The organism is Mycolicibacterium smegmatis (genome assembly GCF_001457595.1).
GTDB classification, from domain to species: domain Bacteria; phylum Actinomycetota; class Actinomycetes; order Mycobacteriales; family Mycobacteriaceae; genus Mycobacterium; species Mycobacterium smegmatis.
Genome location: NZ_LN831039.1, coordinates 4,098,505 through 4,123,622, shown reverse-complemented (window position 1 = coordinate 4,123,622; position 25,118 = coordinate 4,098,505). Strand labels below are relative to the sequence as shown.

The window sequence follows — 25,118 nt, the reverse complement described above, 5'->3', positions numbered from 1 at the left end:
GACACAGCACGTTCGAACGCTCATGTCGAAGACCCAGGCGTCACCGGTCGTGCGGACGCCGAATCGACCTTGCGGAAGACGCTGATGCGCAGGCATTACGACGCAATCGTCATCGATGCGGGCGTCCGCTTGGAGCCGGCATTGACCGAGCTGTTCGAAGCCTTGGTGTACACCGTACGCGCGAACTCGGCGCAGTCGGTGATGTGCTTCAACACCGGGCCGGACTCGACCGCCGCCGCGGTTGAGCGCTGGTGGTCGTCAGTGAGGCCTTGCGGGCCCGCCGCCCGACCCATCCCCGGCGGACCGATCGAGAGCGAGAACTTCCAGGCTCAGGTGGATGGCGGTGATCAACGCGGGTGAGCGCAACGATTCACCGAACATCGCCTCGACACGCTTGACTTTGTGCCGCACGGTGTTCGGGTGCACATTGAGTGCTTTCGCGGTTGCCGCGACGTCGAGGTCATTGGCGAAGAACGTGCGAACGAACTCCAGGTAGCCACTGTGCCGACCGAGTACGGCCAGTTGATCGGTGGCCTTGGCCACGGTGGCTTCCCGGTGATGGCCGGTCAGGAGCCAGTCCGCGATGCCGACATCTTCGAACTTGGTGTGCCGGAGATTCCGCGTTTGCGCGGCCCTCATGGCGCGCTGCGCATTACGGAAGCGCTCGGGGCCGGTGCGCACATCTTGGAAGGGCTCGGAGAGACCGCACACGGTGCCTTCGGGTTGGTTCGTGATCCAGCCGTTGACCGCGGGCACATCTGCCGCGAGCACGCCGATCAGCTGGTCGTCCAACTGTGCGAACATCACGGGCAGGCGCATCAACCTTGCGAGGTCCAGCGCATCCTGTTCCAGTGCGTCCAGCACCGTCGGAGCACGGGTCGCCCAGCGGCCGGCGTCGTAATCGGCGGTCGGAGACATCGCGAACACCCGCAATCGGGGCCGATGCCCGAACCGCAACGACTCGAGATGTCCTTCGGCGCCGAACTGGTCGACGATCTCGCCGGCGACCAGCTCCCGCACGAATGCGGCTTGTCTGGCACGGTTCTGCACCGCAGCGCGGTAACGCGACCGTTCGATCGCGTTGAGAAGCCGAACCGCGACCTCAAGGGTCGACCGGGCCAGCGCGTCGGGAATCTCATGACGGGTCGAGGCGACCACGAGCCAGTGCGGCTCACCGCCTGGCTCGATCGAGTCGGCGGTCACCGACCATTTCCCCACGCTGAAGCGCAGATGCCCGCTGCGGCCGCGTAATTGGGAACGCATCAGATGCGAAGGCGCCTTGCCGGAGGAGGCGACGACATCACCGAGTTCGTTGTAGAGCAGCACGCTGCACCGCAGTATCGCCGACAGCCGGGAGATCAGCTCCTGCTCCGGCTCGGTGGCCCCGAGCGCGTCGAGCAGATGGTCCTGCATCTGCAAGACGCGCCGCAGGGAGTGCGGCTCTCCCGAATGGGTCTGTTCGACGACCCGATCGATCACCGTCATGAAGGAGACCTCACGTGGGACGGTGAACACTGCGAAGTGCTGGCGGTTCGCCTCGTCGACCAGTGCGCGCGGCACGTCGTCGGTGACCACGCCGAGGCCGTAGCCGAGCGCGGCGACACCGGCCGAGACCAACTCGCGCACCAGAGCGCGGAACGCCCGGGCCGACTTGCCGCGCTTGTCCGGCTCGCCGTACAGCAGCCCCGTCGTGAGCATCACCGTTCCCGGTTGTAGCCAGTCCGACGGATGGGCGATCTCGATGGTGTGGGCGCCTGTCACGGGCACGTGGGGGTCGCAGTCGCTCACGAGAGCGAGGCCGAGTGACTGGTCGAGCAGCAGGTCAATCAGCCGGAAATCGTCCTTTAACACGTTTGTGACGGCCCGATCCTTCGTCTGTCAAAAACTCCAATATCAGCGTAGCCCACAGTCACATTCTCCAATTGGCGACCGATTCATGCAGCTCAATACTGGACCACACTCGACCAAAGGAGGCTTTGCAATGAAGCTGGACACAGCCACGAAAACCCTCCGGGTGGCTGTCGACGTAGGTGGAACGTTCACCGACGTGTGCATCTTCGACGAGCGCGACCAGAGCACCCGCGTCGCCAAGGTGCCGTCGACCCCGCACGACCCCATGCAGGCGGTCGTCGCCGGGGTGCGGTCCGCGGGCGTCGACCTCTCATCGGTGGCGCTGTTCTCGCACGGCACGACCGTCGCGACCAACGCGTTGATCACCCGCCGGTTCCCCGCCGCCGCGATGGTGTGCAGCGAAGGGTTCCGCGACATCCTGGAGATCCGCGACGGTACGAAGGATGAACTCTGGGATGCCTACGTCGACGTCGGCCCGCCGTACATCCAGCGTCGCAACCGGTACGAAGTTCCCGAACGCATCGACTACGTCGGGTCGATCGTCACCGCGCTCGATGAGGACAAGGCGCGCGATGTCGCGCGCATCCTGCGACGCAAAGGCGTTCGGACCGTGGCCGTCTGCTTCATGAACTCCTACGTCAACGACGTCCACGAGCGGCGGATGCGCGACATCCTGATCGAGGAGATCCCGGACGTCACGGTCTCGACGTCCAGCGAGATCCTGCCGGAGATCTTCGAGTACGACCGGGCGTCGACCACCGTGGCCAACGCGGTGCTCGCACCCCTGGTGAGCGGGTACGTCAACCGCCTCGAGGGATCCCTGCGCGACGACGGCTACGACGGCGACCTGCTGTTGTTGCACTCCGGAGGCGGCTCGATGACGCCCGCGATGGTCGACCGGTACCCGGTGCGGCTGGCAGCGTCGGGCATCGCCGCAGGTGCCATCGCGGTGGCCGACATCGCTGCCCGCTGTGGATACCCCAACGCGATCGGTCTCGACATGGGTGGGACGAGCACGGACATCTCGCTGGTCTACGACGGCGAGATCCGCACCACCAAACGGTGGCAGGTCGAGTACGGGTTCCCGATCTGCTTCCCCAGCATCGAGGTTCTCACCATCGGCGCGGGCGGAGGTTCACTGGCGTGGATCGATGAGGCCGGCTCGCTACGAAACGGGCCCCAGTCTGCCGGTGCCACACCAGGTCCCGCGTGTTACCGGCTCGGTGGTACCGAGCCGACCAACACCGACGCCAATCTGGTGCTCGGCAGGCTCGGTGAGTCCCTGATCGGTGGCGAACTCACGCTCGACGCCGATGCCGCCCGCCAGGCCGTGCGAACCGGCATCGCCGAGCGCCTCGACCTCGACGTCGACACCGCCGCGTCGAACATCATCCAGGTCGCCAACGCCAACATGGCCGATGCGGTGCGCTTGCTGTCGATCCGCCGTGGATACGACCCGCGCGACTTCGTTCTGGTGGTCTGCGGCGGGGCCGGGGCGCTGCACGGTGCCGCCTTGGCCAAGGAGCTGTCGATTCCCACTGTCGTGGTGCCACCGCATCCCGGAATCACCTCGGCGCAAGGATGTCTGCTCGTCGACATCCGCCACGACCTGTCGGCGATGTTCCAGCGCATCGCCTCTCAAGTGGACCCGGCCGAACTCGAATCCGAGTTCGCACAGCTGGAAAAGGAGGGCCTCGCGCGGCTACGGCATGAGGGCGTCGAGGAGGACAGCATGCGGATCGACCGCTCCATCAGCATGCGTTACGCGGGGCAGTGGCGGTCGCTCACCGTCGCCGCCGACGACCGGGACGGTTTCCTCGACAGGGCTGTCGAACTCTTCCACGAAGAGCATGAGCGTGACTATTCGTTCCGTCGTGACGATGTCGAGGTCGAGATCTACCAGATCGGCGTCCGTGCCATCGGTGAGACACCGAAACCCCGTTTCCCTCAGCAGGATCCGTCGGACACACCGGTGCCGTCGCCACTGGGCGTGCGCCAGGTCTACTTCGAGGAAGCTGGTGGGCGCGTGGCGACGCCGGTGTTCGACCGCGACGAGCTCGTCGCCGGAAATTCGATCGAAGGGCCCGCCATCATCGACCAGCTCGACTCGACCACCGTCATCCCGCCGTCGACCACGGCCGTCGTCGACGAGTGGGGCAACATCCGAATCCACATCCACCAGGAGCAGCAGTGACCGTCGCAACCACCACCCGCCGGCGCCTCGACCCGGTCACCTTCGAGGTCCTCAAGAACGCGTTCGTGACGTCCGTCGACCTCATGAGTGAGCAGATCCTGCGCACCTGCTACTCGTTTGTCATCTACAGCCGCGACTTCTCGTCTGCGCTGTGCGACGCACAGGGCAACACCGTGATGCAGGGCAGCCAGGACATCGCGGTACACGTCGGAACACTGCACTTCCAGTGCAAGGCCGTGCTCGAGGAGTTCAGCGGTGACATCAATCCCGGTGACGTGTTCTGCGTCAACGACCCGTACCGTGGCGGTACGCACCTCAACGACGTCAGCTTCATCCGGCCGATCTTCGCCGACAATGAGTTGATCGGGTTCGCCCAGAACAAGGGCCACTGGGCCGATATCGGCGGCAGCGTGCCGGGGTCGTTCGACGTCACCGCCACCGAGCACTTCGCCGAAGGTCTGCGGATCACTCCTGTGCGCATCTGGCACGAGGGCCGGTTCCTCGGGGATGTCGCCAAGCTGCTGGTGGCCAACACACGCGCGCCGGAGATCAGCATGGGCGACCTGCACGCACAGGCCGAGGCAACCGGCGTGTGCGAGCGCGAGATTCACCGTCTGGTGGCCAAGTACGGTCGCGAGACGGTGGTCGAAGCGATGGCCGAGGTCCAGGACTACGTCGAGCGCATCGTCCGTCAGCGCGTCGCGGACCTTCCCGACGGCGAGTGGGTGACCGAGGATTTCCTCGATTCCGATCCCTCCAAACCCGAAGGGATGGTGCCGATCCGGGTCAAGATGACGATCAAGGGCGACCAGCTGAGCTACGACCTCTCCGGTAGCGCCCCGGCCGTTGCGAGCTTCCTCAACTGTGGCTACGGCACCGCCTTCTCGGGCATCGTCGCGGGGACCAAGACCTTCTTCCCCGACGTGCCGCTCAACTCGGGACTGTATGCCGCCATCACCACCGACATCGGACCCGAAGGCACCGTCGTCAACGCCGGATGGCCGGTGGCGGTGACCGGATTCTGTTCCGGCCCATACGAGAAGATCATGAACGCCATCTTCGAGTTGTGGTCGGGAATCATGCCCGAACGTGCGATCGCGTGCTCGTTCAACCTCGAGTACCTCCTCGTCGGCGGCCGTGACGCCCGTGGCGACGATCGTCCGTTCTTCATGTGGTACGACTGGATGGCAGGCGGCTGGGGAGGCCGCAGCACCAAGGACGGTTCCACGGCCACGGCACCCGTGTTCGGCGTGGGGCTGGCCGTCCAGCCGTGCGAGGGGCAGGAACGCCTGACGCCCGTGCTGACGACCAAGCACGCGATCATCCCTGACTCCGGCGGTCCAGGCTTGCACCGCGGGGGCTGCGGCGTGACCAAGGGCGGCACACTGACCGACTGCGAGAACACCGTCATGTCGTACTGCTGCGACCGCTCCCGCTCGGTCACCTGGGGTATCGAAGGTGGGCTGCCGTCCATCCCGCACGGCGTCTGGCTCAATCGTGGAACGGCCGAAGAACAGTTCCTCGGTTCGGTGTTCTCCAACGTTGCGGTGCAGGCGGGCGACACCTTCGAGCGGCCGTCGGCAGGCGGCGGCGGACTCGGTGACCCTCTCAGGCGTGCACCCGAAGAGGTCCTGGAGGACGTGATCGACGGATACGTGACCATCGCCGGCGCCGCGCGCGACTACGGCGTGGTGATCACGCCGATCGACCTGGAGATCGACGAGTACGAGATCGACCGTGGCGCAACCGAAGCGCTGCGCACTGAAATCAGGGCAGCGCGCAGGAAGTGGCTCGACACCGATCCCGAGGAGGTCGCCGAGCGGTTCCGCGACGGCGAGCTCGACACCTTCGATCTGCTGCGCCGCTACGGCGTCATCGTCGACTGGGGAACCGGCGAACTGCTGCCGAACACCACCAAACAGTTCCGCGACTTGCTCCACGTGCGTGCGGCTTCGCACTGGGACTGATCGGCATCACTGGATGGCGGTGCGCAACGCCTCGAGTAGCGCGGTGCGAACGTGCAGGTCGATGCGGCTGCTGGTGGTCAGGTAGAGGTTCACGCTGGGAATGCCGGGGAGATCGGTGATGTGACGGAGACCTTCGGGCAGGGGACCGGTGCGTGGCAGCGGCGTGACTCCGTAGCCCTGCCGCACGGCGGTGAGAAGGCAGGTCAGATCCACGGCCTCCTTGACGATTCGGTAGGGGAGACCAGTCAGTGACGCGGTGGCCGGGTCACGGATGGCGCAGGGACGCGCGAACAGGACGATGCGGTCTCGTCTGGCGGTTTCCGTGCCGAACCACTGCAGGGGCAGGGCGGCCACCTTGACTCCCGCGTGTCCGGACCGGGTGAGCATGATCCCGACATCGGCACGCGCGTCGTCGGCGAGTTGACGCACACGCTCACTTCGGTTGAGCCGCAGCGTGATTTCGTGGTCGGGATAGGCCTCGCTCAACGTCGAGACCACCGTGGGCACCAGCGACTCTGCGGCGTGCTCACTCGCGGCGACGACAAGCTGGTCGTCGCGGGGTCGTTGCAGCGCGTACACGGTGTCGTCGTGTTCCTGCAGGATCATTCGCGCCCGGGAGGCCAGTTCCTCCCCGTCGATGGTCAGACCGATACCGCGACCCTGAGCGGTGACCAGCCGGCATCCCAGTTCACGTTCGAGGCGGCGGACGTGGCTGCTGACGGCAGCAGGCGACAGGTGCAGCGCCTGTGCGGCGCGTCGCACTCCGCCGAATGCGGTCACCGCGACGAATGTCCGAAGCACGGTGATGTCGAGGGTCGTCATCACACAAGTGTGCACGACATTGTTCAGAAAACCTGAACGGTGTTGTCACGGGGAGGAGTGGAGGCCGAGGCTGGGGCAGTACCAACTGTTCGTGAAAGGCAACCGAGGTGAGCACTGACATCATCTATTCCGACGCCACCGGACTCGCGGAGCTCATCCGCTCGCGTCAACTGTCACCCGTTGAGGTGGTGCAGGCGCACCTGGACCGCATCGAGGCGGTCAATCCCAAGATCAATGCGATCGTCACCGTGGCCGAAAGGGCGCTCGCCCAGGCAAGATCCGCCGAAGCCGCGGTCATGCGCGGCGACGATCTGCCGCCGCTCCACGGTGTGCCGTTCACCGTCAAGGATTCCATCGACACCGCCGACGTGCTGACGCAGCGAGGTTCGCCGATCTTCGCCGGACGCATCCCGCAGACCGACGCGGTCAGCGTGGCCCGACTGAAGGCGGCCGGTGCGATCGTGCTGGCCAAGACCAACTTGCCCGAGTTCTCCTATTCCACCGAGACCGACAACCTGCTCACGGGCCGATCGAACAACCCGTGGAATCTCGATCGCACCCCCGGTGGCTCCAGTGGCGGCGAATCGGCCGCGATCGCCGCCGGATTGTCGCCGCTGGGTCTGGGCACCGACCTGGCAATCTCGGTGCGAGGCCCCGCTGCCCAGACCGGAATTGCCGCTCTCAAGGCCACCCACGGCCGTATCCCGATGACCGGTGTCTGGCCCCGGGTACCGCGCCGTTTCTGGCACGTCGGTCCGATGGCGCGCACGGTCCGCGACCTCGCCCTGGCCTACGAGCTATTGGCCGGCCCCGACGGAGCCGATGCGTTCGCCATCAGCCCTGTCCGATTCGACGCGGGAACCGCTGCCGTTGATTCGCTGCGGGTCGGTTGGCTGGTCGAACCAGGGTTCGGGCCCATCGACGCCGAGGTCGCTGCGACCGTGCGCGCGGCGGCCGAGGCACTGAGCAGTATCGGCCTCGCCGTGGAACCGGTGCGCATCCCGGCATTGGAACGGGACTTCGCCCTCGATGTCTTCATGCGTCTGCACGTCATGGAACTCAAACCTGCCTTCGCCGAGGCCACTGCCGGACGCGGCGACGAGGAACTGTTCGCCATCTCCAAACGTATTCTGGCAACACCGGATACGTCCATACAGGACTTCGTCGAAGCCGAACAGGCCGGTGAACGTCTGCGCGACGGGTTCGCCGACTACTTCAGCCGCTACGACGCGCTGCTGGCCCCAGTCCTTCCCGTTCCTGCACACGAGCATCGCGCCAAGGAATTCGACATCAACGGCCAAACGGTGGACGCAACCTACATCATGGGCGCCACCGTGCCGTTCAACGTCACCGGGCTGCCGGCGCTGTCGCTACGTTTCGGCACCAGCAGCGCTGGGCTGCCGATCAATGTGCAACTGATCTCCACTTGGCTTGCAGAATCCACAGTTCTGAATCTGGCGTCCCTGCTCGAGTCGGTCAGTCCCGTTCGAAACCAGCATCCGGGCATCTGAGGGCAAACACCGACATACCGTTGTCGCGACGGTGTCTGATCCTGGTGCCATGGACGACAACACGAACACGCTGGACATCAACGCGGCTGTTGCCGATGCGGCACTCGCTGTGTGGCTGCGGATGTGGAACTCGGACAGCAGGATCGCACGTCGGATCTGCAGCGACGATTTCCGGATTCACTTCTTGATCTCCGATTCGGACGGGTCGAACCCGGGTGACGATGTACTCGGCGCAGAGAGCTTCGCCCGCTTTCTGGAACGGTGGCGCGTCCGCCACCCGAGAGTGGTGTTCACCGAGGTGTCGCGTGCCGTCGACGGCGCCCACGGGAGGATGTTGTGGAACGTGCAAGACGGGGAGGTTGCCGTGGGCGGGATCGACGTCTTCGACTTCACCGAGAACGGGCTGATCCGCGAGGTGTGGTCGACGACCGGGACACGAACACATTCGGTGTGAGGTCAGGGGAGACTCGACTGCGTGAGGAGAGCCGAACGGTTGTACGCGTTGGTTGATCTGCTGCGCGGATCGCGCAAACCGTTGTCGGCCGCCCGGATCGCCGAGGAGTTCGGGGTGTCGAAGCGCACGATCGAGCGCGACATTCAATCCCTTCAACTCGCCGGGGTGCCCATCTATGCCGACCATGGTGTGTCCGGCGGGTATTCGATTCTGCGGGAACATTCGCTGCCGCCGTTGAATCTGACTGTGCCGGAGTCGTTGGCGGTGCTCACGGGGCTCGGCTTGCTGGAGACCTCGCCGTACGGCGCCGCGGCGCGTCGGGCACGGGCGAAGATCCTCGCGATCAGCCGCGAGGATCAACTCGCGCCTATCGATGAGGCGCTGGCATCCATGTTCGTCATCGACGCCCCATCACCGTCCGAGGCGGCGGTCTCTTTGATCCCGGAGGCGATCGCCGCGCGCCGAGTCGTGCGGTTGGAATACACCTCCGAGGACGGCGAGACGCGCACCACCCGTGATGTGGAGGCGATGGGTCTGCTGCGCGGAGGCGACGCGTGGCTGTTCGTGGGATGGTGTCGGCTCCGCGAGGGCATCCGCGGATTTCAGCTCAACCGCATCCGGCACCTCGAGATCACCGCGGAGGTGTTCTCCGAACGGGATCCCGAGGTGCTTGAGGCGGATCTGTCGCGGTGGCCCACCCGCCGACTCGGATGAGTCCGCGGACCACTCACGGAATGCCGTGCAGCCCTGGATGTTGGCCCGGCGGAACGGTGGGTGCCGCAGGGGCATGAACTCCCGGGGTGAACAGATTGCCACCCGTGGGATCGATGCTCTTCTCGGTGGGCGCCGGTGGGGCAGGCTCCGGTGGGGCGCTGGACGGCGCCGTGGTCGTGGTGGTCGTCACCGACGTCTCCTCGGACGTCGGCCCGGACGTCGGTGGGGTAGAGGTGTCGCCGTCACCGCAGGCGGCGGTCATCGCGATCAGCGCGGCACCCGCGCACGCGACGAGCACGCGTCGATCGAAACGATGGACGAGCATGGTCGAACTCCTGTCTGTGCGTGCGGGATCAATTCTTGTGGCGGTGTACCCCAGGCGGTTCCGTGGGCGCCGGTGGTGCCTTGACCTCTGGGGTGAACAGGTTGCCACCGGTGGGGCTGAGGCCTTTCTCGGTCGGCGCAGGCGGCGCAGGTGTGGTGGTCGGCGCAGGGGTTGTCGTCGTCGTGGTTGTCGTCGTGGTTGTCGATGGGGGTGACGGTTCTTGCTCCGTGCTGCTCTGACATCCGACAGCGAAGAGCGCTGTGACGGTCAGGGTTCCGGCGAGGATCGCGATTCGGCGCCTCGTACGGATGGACATGTTCACTCCTTCGGGTCAGTCGAGGATGCGTCGGGCGACGTTGGTGGTGATGAGGTCGAGTAGTTCGTCGCTGCGTCCGGCGAGGATGGTGCGGATGGCGTAGAGGGAGAAGCCTTTGGCTTGTTCGATGGTGATGGCTGGGGGGATGGACAGTTCTTGGCGGGCGGTGTGGACGTCGATGACGGCGGGCCCGTCGTGGGCGAAGGCCTCTTTGAGGACGTCTTCGAGGTCGGCGGGTTCGGTGACGCGGCGGCCGTAGATGCCCATCGCGGTGGCCACCGCGGCGAAGTCGGGGTTTTGCAGGTCGGTGCCGAAGGTGACGATGCCTGCGGCTTTCATCTCCAGCTCGACGAAGTTCAGCGAGGAGTTGTTGAACACGATCACCTTGACCGGCAACCGGTTCTGGATCAAGGTGACCAACTCCCCGAAGAGCATGGTCAACCCGCCGTCACCGGCCAGCGCGATCACCTGCCGACCCCGGTAGGCGCTTTGGGCGCCGATCGCGTGCGGCAGCGCGTTGGCCATGGTGCCGTGGTTGAACGACCCGAGCAGCCGGCGCCGGCCGTTCATCGACAGATAGCGCGCGGCCCACACCACCGGCGAGCCGACATCACAGGTGAACACCGCATCCGCGGCGGCGAGGCGGTCGATGAGCCCGGCGAGGTATTCCGGGCGGATCGGGGTGCGGTCACGATCGTTGACCGCCAACGCATCCAACGACGCGCGGGTCTTGCGGTAGTGGCGCAACGCCCGATCCAGATGCTCGCGATCGTGCTTGGGCCGCAACAACGGTTGCAAAGCGGCCAGGGTGTCGCCGACGGTGCCGCGCAACCCCAGATCGATCGGGGTGCGCCGGCCCAGATGCGCCCCGCGCACATCGACCTGGATCACCGTGGCGTTCTCCGGATAGAACTGCTGATACGGAAAATCGGTGCCCAGCATCAACAGCGTGTCGGCCTCTTTGATCGCCTTGTAGCCCGAGGCGAACCCCAACAACCCGGTCATCCCCACATCGAACGGGTTGTCGTACTCGATGAACTCCTTGCCCCGCAACGCATGCACCACCGGCGCCTGCAGCGTCGCGGCGAGCTGCACCAGCGCGTCGTGGGCACCGGCCACCCCGGCGCCGCCGAGGATGGTGACCCGCTCGGCGGCATTCAACATATCCGCCGCCCGCTGCAGCGACGCCTCATCCGGACACAACACCGACCGCGTCGCGCTGATCGGCCGCACCGGTTGTTCGGGAATCCGTTGCAAGAAGATCTCACCGGGGATGACCACCACGGCCACCCCGTTGTCCTCGACCGCGGCACGCATCGCCATCGCCAGGATGCGCGGCGCCATCTCCGGAGTGCTCACCAACTCGCAATAGACACTGCACTCACCGAACAACTCTTGCGGGTGGGTCTCCTGGAAATACTGCGAACCGATCTCGCTGCGCGGGATGTGCGCGGCGATCGCCAGCACCGGCACCCGCGAGCGCTGCGCGTCGAACAACCCGTTGATCAGATGGAGATTCCCCGGACCACACGAGCCCGCACACACCGCCAACTGCCCGGTCAACCCCGCATCCGCCGCCGCAGCGAACGCCGCGGTCTCCTCATGACGCACATGCTCCCAACTGATCTCACCACTACGACGAATCGCATCAGTGAACCCATTGAGACTGTCCCCCGGAAGCCCGTACACACGACGCACCCCGCTAATTCGCAAAACCGAGACGATGTGATCAGCGACAGTTATCACTCGGTCACCGTATCCACGCTGTCAAATGGAAGTGGAGGCGTGATCAAATGCTCACGCCTGCTGGTCAATTAGGCACTGCGTGACAATTTATCGAGTCGCACAACCGGATCATCCATCCGTTATTTACGTCAATTTAAACGGATGATCTATCCGCTGGCTCCCGTTGACAGCGTGGTCGGCGGCGGTGATGATCATCTGGTAATGCTTGACGTCCGACGCTGGTTTGCGTTGGGTCGACAGGCCCCATCGCTTTTTGTGCGATGCGGGTCCACCTTTTCAATGTGAATCACTTCCACTCGAGGAGAGCGATGTCCAATTGGGGTGACTACGAGAATGAAATCTATGGTCAGGGGCTGGTGGGCGTTGCTCCTACTCTTCCCATGTCTTATGCCGACTGGGAAGCTCACGCTCAGCAGGCGCTTCCGCCGGGAGTGTTGTCCTACGTGGCCGGCGGTTCCGGTGACGAGCACACCCAGCGCGCCAACGTGGAGGCCTTCAAGCATTGGGGGTTGATGCCCCGGATGCTCATGGCGGCCACCGAACGCGACCTGTCGGTGGAGCTGTGGGGCAAGACGTGGGCGGCGCCGATGTTCTTCGCTCCCATCGGGGTCATCGCGCTGTGCGCGCAGGACGGCCATGGTGACGCGGCCAGCGCGCAGGCCAGCGCCCGTACGGGGGTGCCGTACATCACGTCGACGCTGGCCGTGAGCTCGCTGGAGGACATCCGCAAGCATGCCGGTGACACGCCGGCGTACTTCCAGCTGTATTACCCGGAAGACCGCGACCTTGCCGAGAGCTTCATCCGCCGAGCAGAGGAAGCCGGCTACGACGGTCTGGTGATCACGCTGGACACCTGGATCTTCGGTTGGCGGCCAAGGGATCTCACGATCTCGAACTTCCCGTTCCTGCGCGGGTTGTGCCTGACCAACTATGTCACCGATCCGGTGTTCCAGAAGAAGTTCAAGGCGCATTCGGGTGTCGAGGCAGAGGGTCTGCGCGACAACCCGAGGCTGGCGGCCGACTTCTGGCACGGCCTGTTCGGGCATTCGGTGACGTGGGAGGACATCGATTGGGTGCGGTCGATCACCAAGATGCCCGTCATCCTGAAGGGCATCCAGCATCCCGATGATGCGCGTCGCGCAGTGGACAGCGGTGTCGACGGCATCTATTGCTCGAACCACGGCGGGCGCCAGGCCAACGGTGGTCTCCCGGCGCTGGATTGCCTGCCCGAGGTCGTCAAGGCCTCCGGTGACACACCGGTGTTGTTCGATTCCGGGATCCGTACGGGCGCAGACGTTGTCAAGGCGCTCGCGATGGGTGCGTCGGCCGTGGGCATCGGGCGTCCGTACGCGTGGGGCGCCGCGCTGGGAGGCTCCAAGGGCATCGAACATGTCGCTCGGTCACTACTGGCCGAGGCGGACCTCATCATGGCCGTCGACGGGTACCGCAACCTGAAGGAATTGACGATCGACGCTCTGCGTCCCACCCGCTGAGTTCCCGCCAGATCACTGGAGGAACGCGTCGTCGTCAACGAAGGATCGGACGGTGCATCCGTTTCGGGTGCACCGCCCGATCTGTTTACCTGTCTGCGACCGCCGGCCGGCGAAGGCCGTCCATCACGATCGTGAGATAGCGGGTGTGGCGTCCCGACCCCGCGATGTTGATCGAGGCCGCGTGGTGGACGCCGAGGATCAGCCAGCGCAAGTCGTCGCCGGACACGCCGGCCCGCACCAGCCCGGCTTTGCGCGCCTTCTTCAGGACCGCCTCGACGGATCGGCCTACGCTGGCGGCCATCTCGACAGTTTCCGAACATGCGAACGTCTGGGATTCCAGAACGGGTGCCAGTCCGGGATACCGGTGTAGGCACTTCACGGATCCACCGAGAAGTTTGCGGAGTGACTTGGCTGGATCGGGCTCGTGAGCGGCTCTGCGTGAGATCGTCGTGATCTCACCGAAGCCATCGGCCGCAACGGTTTCCAACAGTGACTGACGGGTGGGGAAGTGTCGATACACCGTGCCCACGCCAACACCGGCTTCGCGGGCGATGACGTTCATCGGTAGCTCGAGGCGACGCTCGGCGATGTGGTGGCGGGCCACTTCGAGAATGCGGTCCCGATTGCGTTTACCGTCGCTCCGCAGGTCGACCGGCGCGGTCGTACTGCACAATGCCATCGCTCGATGTTAGTGGATGATTTTTCCGTTTCTCAGTGTCCGGCCGCCGGTGTGCCGCACCCGGCATGCCGAGGAAGTATCCCGTCGAGCAAGGCCTTCAGGTAGCGGTCGAGCAAGGCCGGGTCGTCTCGGTTGGGGGTGTGGCGAACGGCGAAGCCGACGCCGCAGAGCAACAGCATGATGTCAGAGGGCGCAAGCGCCAGCAACGCCAAACGGTCGGCGGCGACAGTTCCCTTGACCAGCGTGCGAATTCCGTCGAGAAGACGCCCACGCTGGGTCTGAACCTCGTCAGTGACAGGATTGATCAGGGCGCTCGCAAAGGTGTGGTCCTGAACGAACACCATCAAGGTGGCCTTGAGGAAGCTCCGGAGGCCCTGCAGTGTGCGGGGCGCGGTGTCGACTTCCTCGATGAGAAAAGCGAACTGGTCTGCGGCGAGTGCGTCGACAAGCGCTTCCGGGGTGGGGAAGTGGCGGTAGACGGTGCCCACACCGACCTGTGCGTGTTGTGCGACGACGTTGAGTTGTAGTGGTTTGCCCTTGTCCGCGAGCACGCGCGCCGCTTCGAGAATGCGGCGGCGATTACGCGCAGCGTCTCTGCGCGTATGTCGCGAGGCGTCCTGACCTTCCAACGTGGTGGCCCCCCTTCACGTCAATACTCCTGCATCCTGCATGCAGCCTATTCTGAATCCTGCATGCAGGATCGTCAACATGAATCCAACGGATGTTCCAGTAATCACAGCCCCGAATGTGGGGAACGTGCGCTAGCGGACGGACGAGCTGGTTCCGACTGTCCCGTCGGGGCCGCCGAAGTGGTGGACGACCCGCTCGATGAGGCGCTCGAGATGCTCGATCGCGGCATGCTCGGCGGCGTCGGCGTCGCGCGCTTCGAAAGCCTTGAGGATCGTGCGGTGTTCGTCGATCACGACCTCATGCGCCGGGACCCAGGCGGTCATATAAGTCGCCACGATCACCCGGGCCTGCACACGTCGCAGATTCTCGATGAGCAGGCCGTTGCCGCATCTGTCGCGGATGGTGCTGTGGAATTCGAGATCCAACTTGCGCGCAGCGACTGTGTCACCGCCTCGCACGGCCGTGTCGAACTGGGTCAGGTTCTCGCGCAGACGATCCAGATCGGCGTCCGTCAGGCGGTCGGTGGTGAGCCTCGCAGCGAGTCCCTCCAGCCGGGACCGCACCCGCAGACCGTCGATCAGGTCGACGTGGTCGAGTTGCGCGAGTTCGATTCCCACCGCGGTCACGACCAGCAAACCCTCGGTCACCAGACGCTCGACCGCGGCCCTGACGGGACTACGGCTCATCTTCAGTTGTTCGGCGATCGACACCACGCTCATCCGGCCTTCGGCCGGGAAGTCGCCGTCGAGAATGCGGGAACGGAGCTGCTCATAGGCCAGATCGCTGAGGCCGGCCGGGCGCTGCACTGGTTCGAAGGGCACGCACCGCTCCTTTCGCATGCTGAGTGTTGCATTCAGCATACGGGGTATGTGTTTAAAGCCTATCGAACGGGACGGGTGCAGTTTCATGTCCGCCGCGTGGTTGAAACCCATATCTGCAGCCCGTAGCGTCTGGGCGTGAGCCACGGTGTCCATCGGTCGACGCGGATGCTGAATTGTGTACCGGCGCAGGGAATGTGGGTGATGTGATGGACCTGACCGTCGAGGACGCCGAACGCGCTGTCCGGGTGCTCCGGGATCAACTCCCCGATGCCGAACTCACACATGCCAGGGCGCTGGAGATTGTCGCGCGGCAACTCGGTTTTCAAGACTGGAGTACCGCGTCGGCGCGGTTGCCCGCCCGCCGAGATGTCGGCGTTCCGGTCCCGGTGCTGCGCAGCTTCGACGAGACGCGGGCGCGCGAGTTCTACATCGACTATCTGCATTTCAGCGTCGAATGGGAGCACCGCTTCGACCATGCCGACTCGCTCCTGTACATGCGGTTGCGCCGCGATCAGTTCGTCCTGGACCTGTCCGAGCATCACGGCGACGGCACTCCCGGTTCGACGGTGTGGGTGCCGGTCGGCGACGTCAGGGCCTTGCACGCTGAACTGCAGGCCACCGGATACGGGCGTCTGAACCCTGGCGTCGAGGATGACTTCCCAGGTGGGCCGACCATCGAAGTCGTCGACCCGTTCTCCAACACGATCCGGTTCTGCCAGACCATGCCCTGAGGCGCTGCGGGCGACGTCGTCAGAGTTATCCCCAGACCCGATTTCATCCACAGATCGGCCGCCACACCTGTCGCGACGGCAGGCGGGATGGCAACATCGAACGTATGTGCGAAACCCTTGACGACGCGGCCTTGATTGCCGGAATCGCGGGGGAGTCGCGCGCGGAGTCGGCCGCCGCGGCGCGGCGGTTCGCGTTCATCGCAGAGTTCGTCGACCGGCGCACGGCTGATTCCGAAGACACGGTCGTGTGGTGGGCGTGTGATGACTGGGATGCCGCGTCAGCCGAGGTGGCGGCCGCGCTGAACATCGGGCAGCGGTCGGCGTCGAGACTGATGCGAATCGCGGTGGCGTTGCGCGACCGGTTGCCGTTGGTGGCGGCACAGTTCGCCGAGGGCGCGGTGAGCACGCGGGTGGTCGAGACGCTGACCTGGCGCACGCGCCTGATCGACGACACGCAGACGATGGCGGCAGTCGATGCTCAGTTGGCATCCCGCATCGCCGAGTTCGGCGCCATGACCATCGCCGAGTTGGAGGGGGCCGTCGACAAGGTGGTCGACAGCGTGGATCCGGCGGCGGTGCGTCGCACCCGGACGGCCGTGCGGTCTCGGGGTGTGTGGTTTGGCCATCCCGATGACGAGACGGGTATCACCTCGGTTCACGCGCGGTTGACGAACGTTGATGCTGTCGCGTTGAAAAACCGTGTCGGGGCAATGTCGTCTGGGCAATGCCCCGACGATCCACGCACCAAGGGGCAGCGACTCTCGGACGCCATGGGAGTGCTGGGTCACTACGGGGATCGGCTGACTTGTCGGTGCGGTGATCCCGAATGCCCTGCGGCGGGGATCGACCCGCGGGCGGCCAACACCATGGTTCATGTCTTCGCCGAACCGGCGGCGGTACACGGCCCGGTCGACCGGTACCTGGACGGCGACCACGAGTCCAACCCGATTCCCTACTTCGAGCCGACGCCAACGCCGGAGCCGGAGCCCACGCCCGAGCCGGTTCGCAAACCGCCTGAACCAGAACCCAAACCCTGGACGCCACAATCGGCGCATCCCGGCCGTGGTGGTGCGGTGGTCCTCGGGGGCGGGGTGGTGCCCGCACCGCTGGTGGCGCAGTTGATCGCCGATGGCGCCAAGGTCAAAGAACTCACCGTGCCCGATGACATCTGCGCCTCGTACCGTCCCTCGGTGGCCATGGATTGCTTCGTGCGGATGCGGGATATGACATGTCGGTTTCCGGGATGCTCGCGCCCGGCGGATTTCTGCGACGTCGACCACACCACGCCGTGGCCGACGGGCGTGACGCATCCGTCGAACACCAAATGCCTATGCCGAATTCATCACTTGCTCAAGACGTTCTGGCTCGGCTGGTCGGACCGGCAGCTCCCTGACGGCACGGTGATCTGGACCAGCCCGACCGGGCATGTCTATACGACGGTTCCCGCCAGCCGCGCGTTGTTCCCGCAGTGGGACACCACGACCGCCGCGCTGCCGCCCCCACCGACACCGCCACCGCCGATGACGCCGTCGGAGATAGCGGCCCGCGCGGCGATGATGCCGCGGCGCCGACGCACGCGCGCGGCGGAAGAAGCGCGGCGGCTCGCCGCCGAACGCGCCCGCAATGAGGCGTACCTCGCCCAGCGTGACCGGCCACCACCGGATGCGCACGGGCCTGGCATGCAGTAACCCGTGCGCAGCCTGACCGCTTGGCGGTGCTATCGGCGTGTCGAGATGGCCGCTCTGCACATCACCGAGTACGTCACCAATATCTCGACTGCGATTCTGCCCGACGCGATTCGCACCGAGATCAACTACGCCCTTTCGCCCCGGCAGATCGCGGCTGTCCACTGGGTCGTCATCGTGATCAATGCCTTCACCCGTGTGGCGATCTGTAGTCGCATCCCGGTGCCCGACAGGTCCGAGTTCCTCCATGCAAGGGGACTTTCGTCTCTTTATAACTGTCGCGCGGCGGCGAGATGATCGAGAAAACTCGTCAGAACGGACCGCCATGAATACGCACTTCCCGGATACCGAGACGATCCATGCGGCGTTGGCTCTCGCCATGCGGGCACCGTCGATCCACAACTCGCAGCCGTGGCAGTGGCGAGTCGGCGAGCGGAGCGTGCACCTGTACGCGGACCTCGATCGGCATCTGACGAGCACCGATCCCGACAGCCGGGATCTGCTCCTCAGCTGCGGCGCGGCGCTGCACCACTGCGTGATCGCCTTCGCCGCGCTGGGGTGGTATGCCTCGGTGCATCGCCTGCCGAATCCGGCGGAGCCCGAACATCTGGCGTCCATCGAACTGCGTCGACAGACTCCGACAGACCTCGACATCGCATTGGCCGCGGCCATTCCACGGCGACGCACGGACCGACGCCACTACAGCGCATGGCCGGTATCGCATTCGGACATCGCGATGATGGGTGCGCGCGCGGCCCGAGCAGGGGTGATGCTGCGCCGCGTCGAGTCGCTGTCACGACTACAGGACATCGTGGCCGAATCGATCGCCCGTCACGCGGCCGACGACGGCTACCTGCGGGAGTTGACGGCGTGGAGCGGCAAGTACGCGTCGACGGCGGGCGTCCCCGCCAGAAGCGCGCCGAAACCGGAGCCCGGTGCGCCGCTGTCGTCGCGCATGTTCGCGGGCGCGGCACTCAAGCAGCCGGACACAGGCGCCGGCGCCGACGAGGGGGCGGTGGTGTTGGCGCTGGGCACCGCGGACGACACCCGGATGTCGCGCCTTCGCGCCGGTGAGGCCACCAGCCTGATCCTGTTGACGGCAACGGCCATGGGACTGGCGACGTGCCCGGTGACCGAACCGCTGGAGATCAGTGAGACGCGAGATGCCGTGCAGGCCGAGGTGTTCGGCGCCAGCGCATTCCCGCAGATGATGTTGCGCGTGGGCTGGGCGCCGGTCAATGCCGACCCGCTGCCTCCGACGCCGCGCCGTCACGTCGCCGACGCAGTGCGATGGCTCGACGGGTCGCCGTTCGAGCCGGAATCGGAGTAGGTTCAGCCGACGTCGATCGTGGTGCCGGCGCAGAGTTGCCAGGTGCGGCCGCGGCATTCGAGGGTGATGGGCGCCGCGGAGCCGATGGCGGAGATCACGGACGCGGTTCGGCCGCTGACACGTAGATGCAAGTTGTGACCGCGGTAGTACATCCGGAAGGACAGTACTCCCAACGCTTCTGGCCAGCACGGGCCGAGAACCAGTCGGTCGCCGCGGGTTTCCAAGCCGGTGAAGCACCGCTGCAGCAGGTCGACGCTTCCGGCCATCGCGGCCAGATGGATGCCTTCGGCTGTTGTGCCGCCCTGGATGTCGGCCACATCGGAATTCAGGGCCTGCACAAAGAACTCCATGGCCTGCTCGCGGTGGCCGCGTGCCAGAACCCAGGAGTGGACGACGGCGCTGAGCGTCGATCCGTGCGAGGTGCGTGACAGGTAGTAGTCGACGGTCTCTGGGATCTGCTTCGGAGTGAATCGGTAACCCAGACGCGCCAGCAGTTCCCGTATCTCGTCGGCGGACAACAGATAGAACAGCATCAATACGTCGGCCTGTTTGGAAGCCTTGTAGCGGTTCACGTTGTCGTTCTCGGCCTCCAGGATGCGGTCGAGTCGCTGAATGTTCCCGTACTCATGCCGATAACGGTCCCAATCCAGTTCGACCAGCGACTCGTAACCCTCGAACTGGCTGATCACGCCGTTGTGGAATGGCACGAACATGCGGTGGCTGACGTCTTCCCACTTGTCGAGCTCGTCCCCGTGCAGTCCCAGCCTTTCCAGCAACGCGGTTCGGTCGGCCAGGGGCATGGCATCCAGCGCGTCGAGGGCCCGCAGGATCACCCACACCGCCATGACGTTGGTGTACGCGTTGTTGTCGATGCCGTCGTAGAGCCGTCCGGGATAGCCCGTGTGGAACTCGTCGGGACCGATCACCCCGGGGATCACATAGCGTCCACGTTCTCGGCTGAACAGCGCCAGACCTGCCCAGAAACGGGCGATCTCCAACAACGTCTCGGCGCCGTAGTCGATCAGGTACTCCAGATCGTCGGTGACCTGGTAGTACTGCCAGATGTTGTAGGCGACAGCAAGTCCCACGTGATGCGCCAGGGCACTCGGGTCCGGATTCCAGCGGCCCGAACGCGGATTGAGGTGAAGTGCCGGACTCTCCTCGCGGCCGTTGCTCCCGGACTGCCAGGGGAACATCGCCCCGGTGAAACCTGCGTCACGGGCCGCGCGGCGAGCCTCGGGTAGGCGGCGATGACGGTAGGCCAGTAGCGCACGGGTGAGCGCCGGTCGGCGCAGGCTGACCACAGGGGCGACGAACAGTTCGTCCCAGAAGATGTGCCCGCGATATGCCTCACCGGTGAGACCACGAGCGGGAACCCCGATGTCGAGATCACGAACGTGCGGTGACAGCGTCTGCAGGGTGTGGAGAAGGTGCAGGCGCACGGTGCGCAGTTCGTCGGTCCTGCCGCCGATATCGACGTCGAAACGCTCCCACAGCTGGCCCCACGCCGTGGTGTGTGCCTGCTGCACATCGTGATAGCGGTCGACCCACTGCAGGCGGCGCGTGGCTTCGTTGGCGGCTTCACAGGTCGCGTGATCGCGACTCGTCGCGACGGACACGGCCTTCTCCAGGGTGACCGGCTGACCCGCTTCGATGTAGCAGCTGATGACGTGACCAGCACGCCGACGGTCGTCGACCAACGTGTAGTCGGCCCGGGCAGGCGAGTCGCCGCGCCACACTGTGTTGCGAAGCGCCACTGCCACTCGGATGTGAGACTGGCACGTATGTGCGGTCAGCAACAGCGAATCGGCGGTCAGCGAACGCTTTTCGTGTCCGACGAGGTGAACGTTCGACAGGTCACGATAGCGCTCCACCAGGCTGTTGGTCACCGCGCCGTCGATCTCGGACCGGAACTCGACGGTGCCCGAGAAGTTCTCTGCGGTGACCATCGTCTGCAGCATCGCGAGGTGTGGGAGGTGCATGGCGACCAGTCGATGCTGGGTCACGGTGGCGACACGTCCGGCCTTGTCGCAGAAGCGGAATTGCCGAGTGAGCACCCCCCGACGCAGATCGAGGGTCTGCTGGTAGGACTGCAGGTCGGTGTCGTCGACGTCGAGCCACGGGCCGTCGTCGAACCGGAATGTCAGGGCGAGCCAGTTCGGCAGATTGACCAGGCTCTCGTTGTCGGTGCGATGGCCGGCGATCTCGTCGGTGAGCCGGTTGTAGATGCCGGCGACGTAGGTGCCCGGATAGTGGAACCGGCCTGCCGGCGCCTCGGGCGCGCAACCGCGTGTCGCGAAGTAGCCGTTTCCCAGGGTGCACAAGGCTTCCCTGAACCGTTCGTTCGCCGGATCGTATCCGTCGAAGGTCAGCACCCATCCCGGATCGATCGACGTGGGCCGATCGGCCTCCTGCGCCAGCCGGTGCCGGAAAGTGGCTGCAGCGCCGGGACTGTCGAGCCGGAAGGTCGCCGTGGTCGACCTCTTCTCGTCTTCGGCGTGTGTGACGACGACGATGCCGATACCGTCACGGCGCACCGTCCGGAATGCGGAGTCGTCGGCGGGATTACCGATGAACACGGGCAGGGACGCGGGGTTGCGAAACGCGAGCAGGTCACGGATCTCATCGAAGTGATCCAGAGCGTCCGGTAGGTCGGCTATCGGCCGCCGGTCTTCGTCGTCGGTCACGACGTCGTCCTGAGCGGCATCGGTGTGATGCTCCAACGGGCCACGTGCCGACCATGACACAGCGGGGACCCACGGGCGAGTGTCTTTCCGACTTCGCCGCGGTGACCAACGGCCCTGCATGAGCGAGAGCTGCCGACGCATCCTTCTCGAATGGGACCGCACTGGCTGGTGATGGACGCCGCGGATGAAGCGTCGTCGCCATTTCGCACCCGGATCGCCGCCGCGGGCCGTTGCCTTCCGAAGACGCGCCTGACCACGAGCGAGCTGATGTCGGAGACCAGGCACAACACACATATCGACCTGGAGCGGTTGACCGGGATCCGCGAGCGGCGAGTATCGCTGGGCGAGGACGACTCCTACAGTCTCGCGACGAAAGCCGCGCTGGACTGCCTCGAGAAGGCCGACCGATCAGCCGACTCGGTCGAGGTGGTGATCAATTGCAGTATCACGAAATTCCATGGTGGGCTCACGCAGTACCTTGAGCCGACGATGAGCAGCGACGTCGCGCATGCGATCGGTGCGCGGGACGCGATGACCTTCGACATCTCCAACGCGTGCGCGGGGATGCTCACCGGCGTCATGGTGCTCAACACCTGGATCCGGCAGGGTCTCGTCGCCCGGGGCATGGTGGTCAGCGGAGAGTACATCTCACAGCTCGGCCAGAACGCCGCCAAACACATTCGCACAGTGCTGAGCAAGGAACTCGCCTCGCTCACGCTCGGTGACGCGGGCGCGGCCCTGCTGCTCGAACGCGTACCTGCCGGGGGATCAGGAATCACCCTGGCCGGATTCACCACGATCGCGGATTACAGCCGGTTGTGTCTGGCGTATCCCAAGGGCAGGGATCCCGGTGCCCGCATGTTCACCGATTCCCGGGCAATTCACCGCGCCGCGATCACCAACACCCCGGTACTCCTGCGCGAAGTGCTCGACACCGCGGGCATTTCCATCGATGACATCGACCATGTCATCACGCACCAGACTTCGGCGCGGGCGATCAAGAAGGGGATGGCCGTGATGGCAGCCGAATTCGGCGATCACCCGCGTCACGACGCGGTCATCACCGTCGACCGGTACGGCAACACCGCGTCGACGACGCACACCGTGGCGCTGATCGAGGAACTGGAAGCCCGCCGCATCGAACCCGGCGAAACCGTCGCATTGATCGCGCTGGCCTCCGGGCTGGAGATCGGCATCATCTTGCTGACCGTTGACGAGGATCTGGTGAAACGCTATGGGAACGATCATTGAACGCGTCGAGATTTCCGAGGCTGGTTGGCGTAACCGTCACAGTGCGTTGCGTCTGGCTGTTGCTGCGGCGAAGCGTTGTCTGCATCGGGCCGGATGCGATCCCGACAGTATCGATCTCCTGATCAACGCCGGCATCTACCGGGACAGAAACCTGGGCGAGCCCGCGCTGGCGGCGTTGATCCAGGAGATGATCGGTGCGAATCTCCACGATCCACATACCGGTGAGCACGGTACGTTCTCGTTCGACGTCGCCAACGGCGAGTGCGGGGTACTGACCGCACTGCAGATCGTCGACGGTTTCCTTCGGGCCGGGATCATCAAGGCGGCTCTGATCGTAGCCAGCGACGCCAACCCGGGATTCGGTATGAGCAAGCATTTCCCGTACTCACCCGTCGGGTCGGCGTTGTTGTGCCGCTGGAACGACGGTGACGACGGCCTCGGCCCGGTGCGATGGTCCGCCAGGACAGACGGAGAGGGATTCTGCGCCCGTGTGGGGTTCAGAGATGGCCGAAATGTGCTGCGATTCCAGGAATCCGCGGCGTTCGATGTCGATTTGGCGGGTGTATGTGCGCTGGCGGCATCGAGCTGTCTGGCGGAGTCCTCGTTGACACTTTCCGACGTCGCGATCTGCGTTGCGCCGGCTCGGCAACGATTCCGAGCCGCGCTGGCCGCCAAACTGGGTGTCCCACCGGCGCATCTGGTGGTGGCGGCCGATCCGAGAACGCACACCGCGGCCCTACCCGCGGCCCTGCGCCGCCGGGACAGCGGAGGTGGTGATAGCGGTCCGGTGGACACTCGCCCTGTTCTGCTGGTCGCCGGAGCTGCGGGTCCCGTCGCAGGCGCGGCACTCTACCGCTCCCCGGTTGCGGTCCGGGCAGACGGATCGCAGCACTCAGCGATCGACTTCCAAGACCTCGGCCAGTGACCGACGCGGCGTCACCGGTGGCACGTCGTCGACCGGGGGTGCGGAACCGATCCTGATGAGTACCTGAGGTATCCCGGTGGTCCCTGCCAGATCCAGGATGATGCGACGACTTTCCGGCATCTCGGTGATGTGGGTCAGCGGGCATGTGGCCAGGCCTGCCATGGTGCATTCCAGCAGAATCGTCGAAAGTGCTTCACCGCAGGCGATCGCGTCGCGGGGAGTGTCCTCGGGGGTGATCAGCACGGCGATCCTGGCTTCGTCGCGTGCCACATCCGGACGGCGTTCGGCGTGCTCACGGGACGGAAACGCTCGGTTCACCCCGACACGCTCGGCTTCTGGCGACGACACGAGGGCCTCGGCGGGTACACCGTCGGAATGCCGCACATTCGCTGTCCACCATTGCAATTCGCGATGATAGAACTCGTCGTATCGGCGAAGCGATTCGGTGAGTTGTGAGGCCTCGGCAAGCCTGCCGCGTGCATCGTCGGCCAGCATCACGAACCGGACGGCCTCGTGGTCGATGGCAGCGTTCACCAAGGGGGCCACGGTGTCCCAATGCGCCGGTGGGTGCAGCGGGAGTCGATCGGTCCGGCGACGGGTTATCGCGGACGCCCGGTCGCGCATGGCGTCGGTGACATGAGCGACCGGGCTGAACTGGATGTTCGCGAGATGCTCGCGGTTGTTGGGGTTGGGGAACCGATCCACATGAATCACCCAGCCGGCGGCGGCCATCGCGACACGGAGATGATCAAGGGCTGCACCGCAACTGATGTGTGCTTCGCGTCCCGAGCTGTCGGACGACCGCACGATGCGGTGATGATCGAGGAACAGGTCGACCGAGGTTCCGTGGTCGACCCACCGCCACGGTTGGCTGTTGTGCAGCGACGGTGCCCGGCATGCCAGCCCGACGGCCTCGGTGATCACTGACTGGGGCACCGCCGGTGCAGGCATGCCGAACCTCGTTCCCGTAGTGGTTGATCTCTACC

At 65.3% G+C, this 25,118-nt stretch carries 22 protein-coding genes; 12 read left to right on the top strand and 10 right to left on the bottom strand.

The genetic code is table 11. The features are described 5' to 3' along the window. Nucleotides 1-258: 258 nt before the first annotated feature. Nucleotides 259-1,851, bottom strand: a complete 1,593-nt coding sequence (locus AT701_RS19855) for a PucR family transcriptional regulator (protein ID WP_003895428.1) — start codon at nt 1,849-1,851, stop codon at nt 259-261. Between the two features lie 130 nt (nt 1,852-1,981). Here AT701_RS19855 and AT701_RS19850 point away from each other — a divergent pair, with 130 nt between their 5' ends. Both AT701_RS19850 and AT701_RS19845 read left to right on the top strand, forming a co-directional pair. Beyond that, on the top strand, nt 1,982-4,045 hold the full coding sequence (locus AT701_RS19850; RefSeq protein WP_058126454.1) for a hydantoinase/oxoprolinase family protein: 2,064 nt from the start codon (nt 1,982-1,984) through the stop codon (nt 4,043-4,045). After that, nucleotides 4,042-6,012 carry a hydantoinase B/oxoprolinase family protein gene (locus AT701_RS19845; protein ID WP_058126453.1) on the top strand — a complete coding sequence of 657 codons (1,971 nt, stop codon included), beginning with the start codon at nt 4,042-4,044 and terminating at the stop codon, nt 6,010-6,012. Before AT701_RS19850 ends, AT701_RS19845 begins: the two co-directional genes overlap by 4 nt. Before the next feature lie 6 nt (nt 6,013-6,018). Here AT701_RS19845 and AT701_RS19840 read toward each other — a convergent pair whose 3' ends face one another. Beyond that, nucleotides 6,019-6,834: a LysR family transcriptional regulator gene (locus AT701_RS19840; protein ID WP_014877881.1), complete on the bottom strand. Its 816-nt coding sequence runs from the start codon at nt 6,832-6,834 to the stop codon at nt 6,019-6,021. Nucleotides 6,835-6,941: 107 nt separating this feature from the next. Between AT701_RS19840 and AT701_RS19835 the strand changes: the two genes are divergently transcribed. The 3 genes from AT701_RS19835 to AT701_RS19825 are packed head-to-tail and all read left to right on the top strand — an operon-like array spanning nt 6,942 to nt 9,513. Then, nucleotides 6,942-8,345, top strand: a complete 1,404-nt coding sequence (locus AT701_RS19835; RefSeq protein ID WP_011729439.1) for an amidase — start codon at nt 6,942-6,944, stop codon at nt 8,343-8,345. Nucleotides 8,346-8,394: 49 nt separating this feature from the next. Beyond that, nucleotides 8,395-8,799 (top strand): nuclear transport factor 2 family protein, encoded by a 405-nt coding sequence (locus AT701_RS19830; protein WP_003895423.1) that lies wholly within the window; start codon nt 8,395-8,397, stop codon nt 8,797-8,799. Between the two features lie 21 nt (nt 8,800-8,820). Beyond that, nucleotides 8,821-9,513: a helix-turn-helix transcriptional regulator gene (locus AT701_RS19825; protein ID WP_014877879.1), complete on the top strand. Its 693-nt coding sequence runs from the start codon at nt 8,821-8,823 to the stop codon at nt 9,511-9,513. Nucleotides 9,514-9,526: 13 nt separating this feature from the next. Here AT701_RS19825 and AT701_RS19820 read toward each other — a convergent pair whose 3' ends face one another. The 3 genes from AT701_RS19820 to poxB are packed head-to-tail and all read right to left on the bottom strand — an operon-like array spanning nt 9,527 to nt 11,900. After that, nucleotides 9,527-9,838: a hypothetical protein gene (locus tag AT701_RS19820; protein WP_003895421.1), complete on the bottom strand. Its 312-nt coding sequence runs from the start codon at nt 9,836-9,838 to the stop codon at nt 9,527-9,529. Nucleotides 9,839-9,866: 28 nt separating this feature from the next. Next, complete coding sequence (locus AT701_RS36135; RefSeq protein WP_011729436.1) at nt 9,867-10,154, bottom strand: hypothetical protein; 288 nt, start codon at nt 10,152-10,154, stop codon at nt 9,867-9,869. 15 nt (nt 10,155-10,169) lie between these two features. Beyond that, the gene (poxB, locus tag AT701_RS19810; protein WP_036453293.1) at nt 10,170-11,900 is read right to left on the bottom strand and encodes a ubiquinone-dependent pyruvate dehydrogenase; all 1,731 of its coding nucleotides are present in this window, start codon (nt 11,898-11,900) and stop codon (nt 10,170-10,172) included. 308 nt (nt 11,901-12,208) lie between these two features. On the opposite strand from poxB, the gene AT701_RS19805 reads away from it, so the two are divergent. Next, entirely contained in the window at nt 12,209-13,393 is a 1,185-nt protein-coding gene (locus AT701_RS19805; protein ID WP_003895417.1) for a lactate 2-monooxygenase, read from the top strand. An 85-nt stretch (nt 13,394-13,478) separates the two neighbouring features. On the opposite strand, the gene AT701_RS19800 is transcribed toward AT701_RS19805, so the two are convergent. The 3 genes from AT701_RS19800 to AT701_RS19790 all read right to left on the bottom strand — a co-directional run bounded on the left by AT701_RS19800 (nt 13,479) and on the right by AT701_RS19790 (nt 15,523). Beyond that, complete coding sequence (locus AT701_RS19800; RefSeq protein ID WP_003895416.1) at nt 13,479-14,072, bottom strand: TetR/AcrR family transcriptional regulator; 594 nt, start codon at nt 14,070-14,072, stop codon at nt 13,479-13,481. Between the two features lie 32 nt (nt 14,073-14,104). Beyond that, nucleotides 14,105-14,701 (bottom strand): TetR/AcrR family transcriptional regulator, encoded by a 597-nt coding sequence (locus AT701_RS19795; RefSeq protein WP_014877877.1) that lies wholly within the window; start codon nt 14,699-14,701, stop codon nt 14,105-14,107. Nucleotides 14,702-14,833: 132 nt separating this feature from the next. After that, entirely contained in the window at nt 14,834-15,523 is a 690-nt protein-coding gene (locus tag AT701_RS19790; RefSeq protein ID WP_003895414.1) for a GntR family transcriptional regulator, read from the bottom strand. Between the two features lie 206 nt (nt 15,524-15,729). Between AT701_RS19790 and AT701_RS19785 the strand changes: the two genes are divergently transcribed. The 4 genes from AT701_RS19785 (at nt 15,730) to AT701_RS19770 (ending at nt 19,269) form a co-directional block, all read left to right on the top strand. Next, nucleotides 15,730-16,254 (top strand): glyoxalase superfamily protein, encoded by a 525-nt coding sequence (locus tag AT701_RS19785; protein WP_036462739.1) that lies wholly within the window; start codon nt 15,730-15,732, stop codon nt 16,252-16,254. A 104-nt stretch (nt 16,255-16,358) separates the two neighbouring features. Then, entirely contained in the window at nt 16,359-17,942 is a 1,584-nt protein-coding gene (locus tag AT701_RS19780) for an HNH endonuclease signature motif containing protein (protein WP_011729431.1), read from the top strand. A 3-nt stretch (nt 17,943-17,945) separates the two neighbouring features. Beyond that, nucleotides 17,946-18,236, top strand: coding sequence for a carboxymuconolactone decarboxylase family protein (locus AT701_RS19775; protein ID WP_011729430.1), 291 nt, complete (start codon nt 17,946-17,948; stop codon nt 18,234-18,236). Nucleotides 18,237-18,264: 28 nt separating this feature from the next. Next, nucleotides 18,265-19,269 carry an Acg family FMN-binding oxidoreductase gene (locus AT701_RS19770; RefSeq protein ID WP_011729429.1) on the top strand — a complete coding sequence of 335 codons (1,005 nt, stop codon included), beginning with the start codon at nt 18,265-18,267 and terminating at the stop codon, nt 19,267-19,269. A 2-nt stretch (nt 19,270-19,271) separates the two neighbouring features. Here the strand turns inward: AT701_RS19770 and AT701_RS19765 are convergent, their stop codons facing one another. After that, nucleotides 19,272-21,956, bottom strand: coding sequence for a glycoside hydrolase family 65 protein (locus AT701_RS19765; RefSeq protein ID WP_162139545.1), 2,685 nt, complete (start codon nt 21,954-21,956; stop codon nt 19,272-19,274). Nucleotides 21,957-22,106: 150 nt separating this feature from the next. Between AT701_RS19765 and AT701_RS19760 the strand changes: the two genes are divergently transcribed. After that, nucleotides 22,107-23,207 (top strand): 3-oxoacyl-ACP synthase III family protein, encoded by a 1,101-nt coding sequence (locus AT701_RS19760; RefSeq protein ID WP_003895408.1) that lies wholly within the window; start codon nt 22,107-22,109, stop codon nt 23,205-23,207. Then, nucleotides 23,191-24,132 carry a beta-ketoacyl-[acyl-carrier-protein] synthase family protein gene (locus tag AT701_RS19755; protein WP_003895407.1) on the top strand — a complete coding sequence of 314 codons (942 nt, stop codon included), beginning with the start codon at nt 23,191-23,193 and terminating at the stop codon, nt 24,130-24,132. The genes AT701_RS19760 and AT701_RS19755 overlap by 17 nt, the downstream gene beginning before the upstream one ends. Here the strand turns inward: AT701_RS19755 and AT701_RS19750 are convergent. After that, nucleotides 24,100-25,083 (bottom strand): Acg family FMN-binding oxidoreductase, encoded by a 984-nt coding sequence (locus AT701_RS19750; protein WP_014877873.1) that lies wholly within the window; start codon nt 25,081-25,083, stop codon nt 24,100-24,102. The two genes, AT701_RS19755 and AT701_RS19750, sit on opposite strands and share 33 nt — an antisense overlap. Nucleotides 25,084-25,118 lie beyond the last annotated feature (35 nt).

Excerpts from the sequence above, each read along its gene's own strand:
- AT701_RS19850 (WP_058126454.1), top strand. The coding sequence starts at position 1,982 with ATGAAGCTGGACACAGCCACGAAAACCCTCCGGGTGGCTGTCGACGTA.
- AT701_RS19840 (WP_014877881.1), bottom strand. The coding sequence starts at position 6,834 with ATGACGACCCTCGACATCACCGTGCTTCGGACATTCGTCGCGGTGACC.
- AT701_RS19830 (WP_003895423.1), top strand. The coding sequence starts at position 8,395 with ATGGACGACAACACGAACACGCTGGACATCAACGCGGCTGTTGCCGAT.
- AT701_RS19820 (WP_003895421.1), bottom strand. The coding sequence starts at position 9,838 with ATGCTCGTCCATCGTTTCGATCGACGCGTGCTCGTCGCGTGCGCGGGT.
- AT701_RS36135 (WP_011729436.1), bottom strand. The coding sequence starts at position 10,154 with ATGTCCATCCGTACGAGGCGCCGAATCGCGATCCTCGCCGGAACCCTG.
- AT701_RS19805 (WP_003895417.1), top strand. The coding sequence starts at position 12,209 with ATGTCCAATTGGGGTGACTACGAGAATGAAATCTATGGTCAGGGGCTG.
- AT701_RS19800 (WP_003895416.1), bottom strand. The coding sequence starts at position 14,072 with ATGGCATTGTGCAGTACGACCGCGCCGGTCGACCTGCGGAGCGACGGT.
- AT701_RS19785 (WP_036462739.1), top strand. The coding sequence starts at position 15,730 with ATGGACCTGACCGTCGAGGACGCCGAACGCGCTGTCCGGGTGCTCCGG.
- AT701_RS19780 (WP_011729431.1), top strand. The coding sequence starts at position 16,359 with ATGTGCGAAACCCTTGACGACGCGGCCTTGATTGCCGGAATCGCGGGG.
- AT701_RS19770 (WP_011729429.1), top strand. The coding sequence starts at position 18,265 with ATGAATACGCACTTCCCGGATACCGAGACGATCCATGCGGCGTTGGCT.
- AT701_RS19760 (WP_003895408.1), top strand. The coding sequence starts at position 22,107 with ATGGGACCGCACTGGCTGGTGATGGACGCCGCGGATGAAGCGTCGTCG.
- AT701_RS19755 (WP_003895407.1), top strand. The coding sequence starts at position 23,191 with ATGGGAACGATCATTGAACGCGTCGAGATTTCCGAGGCTGGTTGGCGT.
- AT701_RS19750 (WP_014877873.1), bottom strand. The coding sequence starts at position 25,083 with ATGCCTGCACCGGCGGTGCCCCAGTCAGTGATCACCGAGGCCGTCGGG.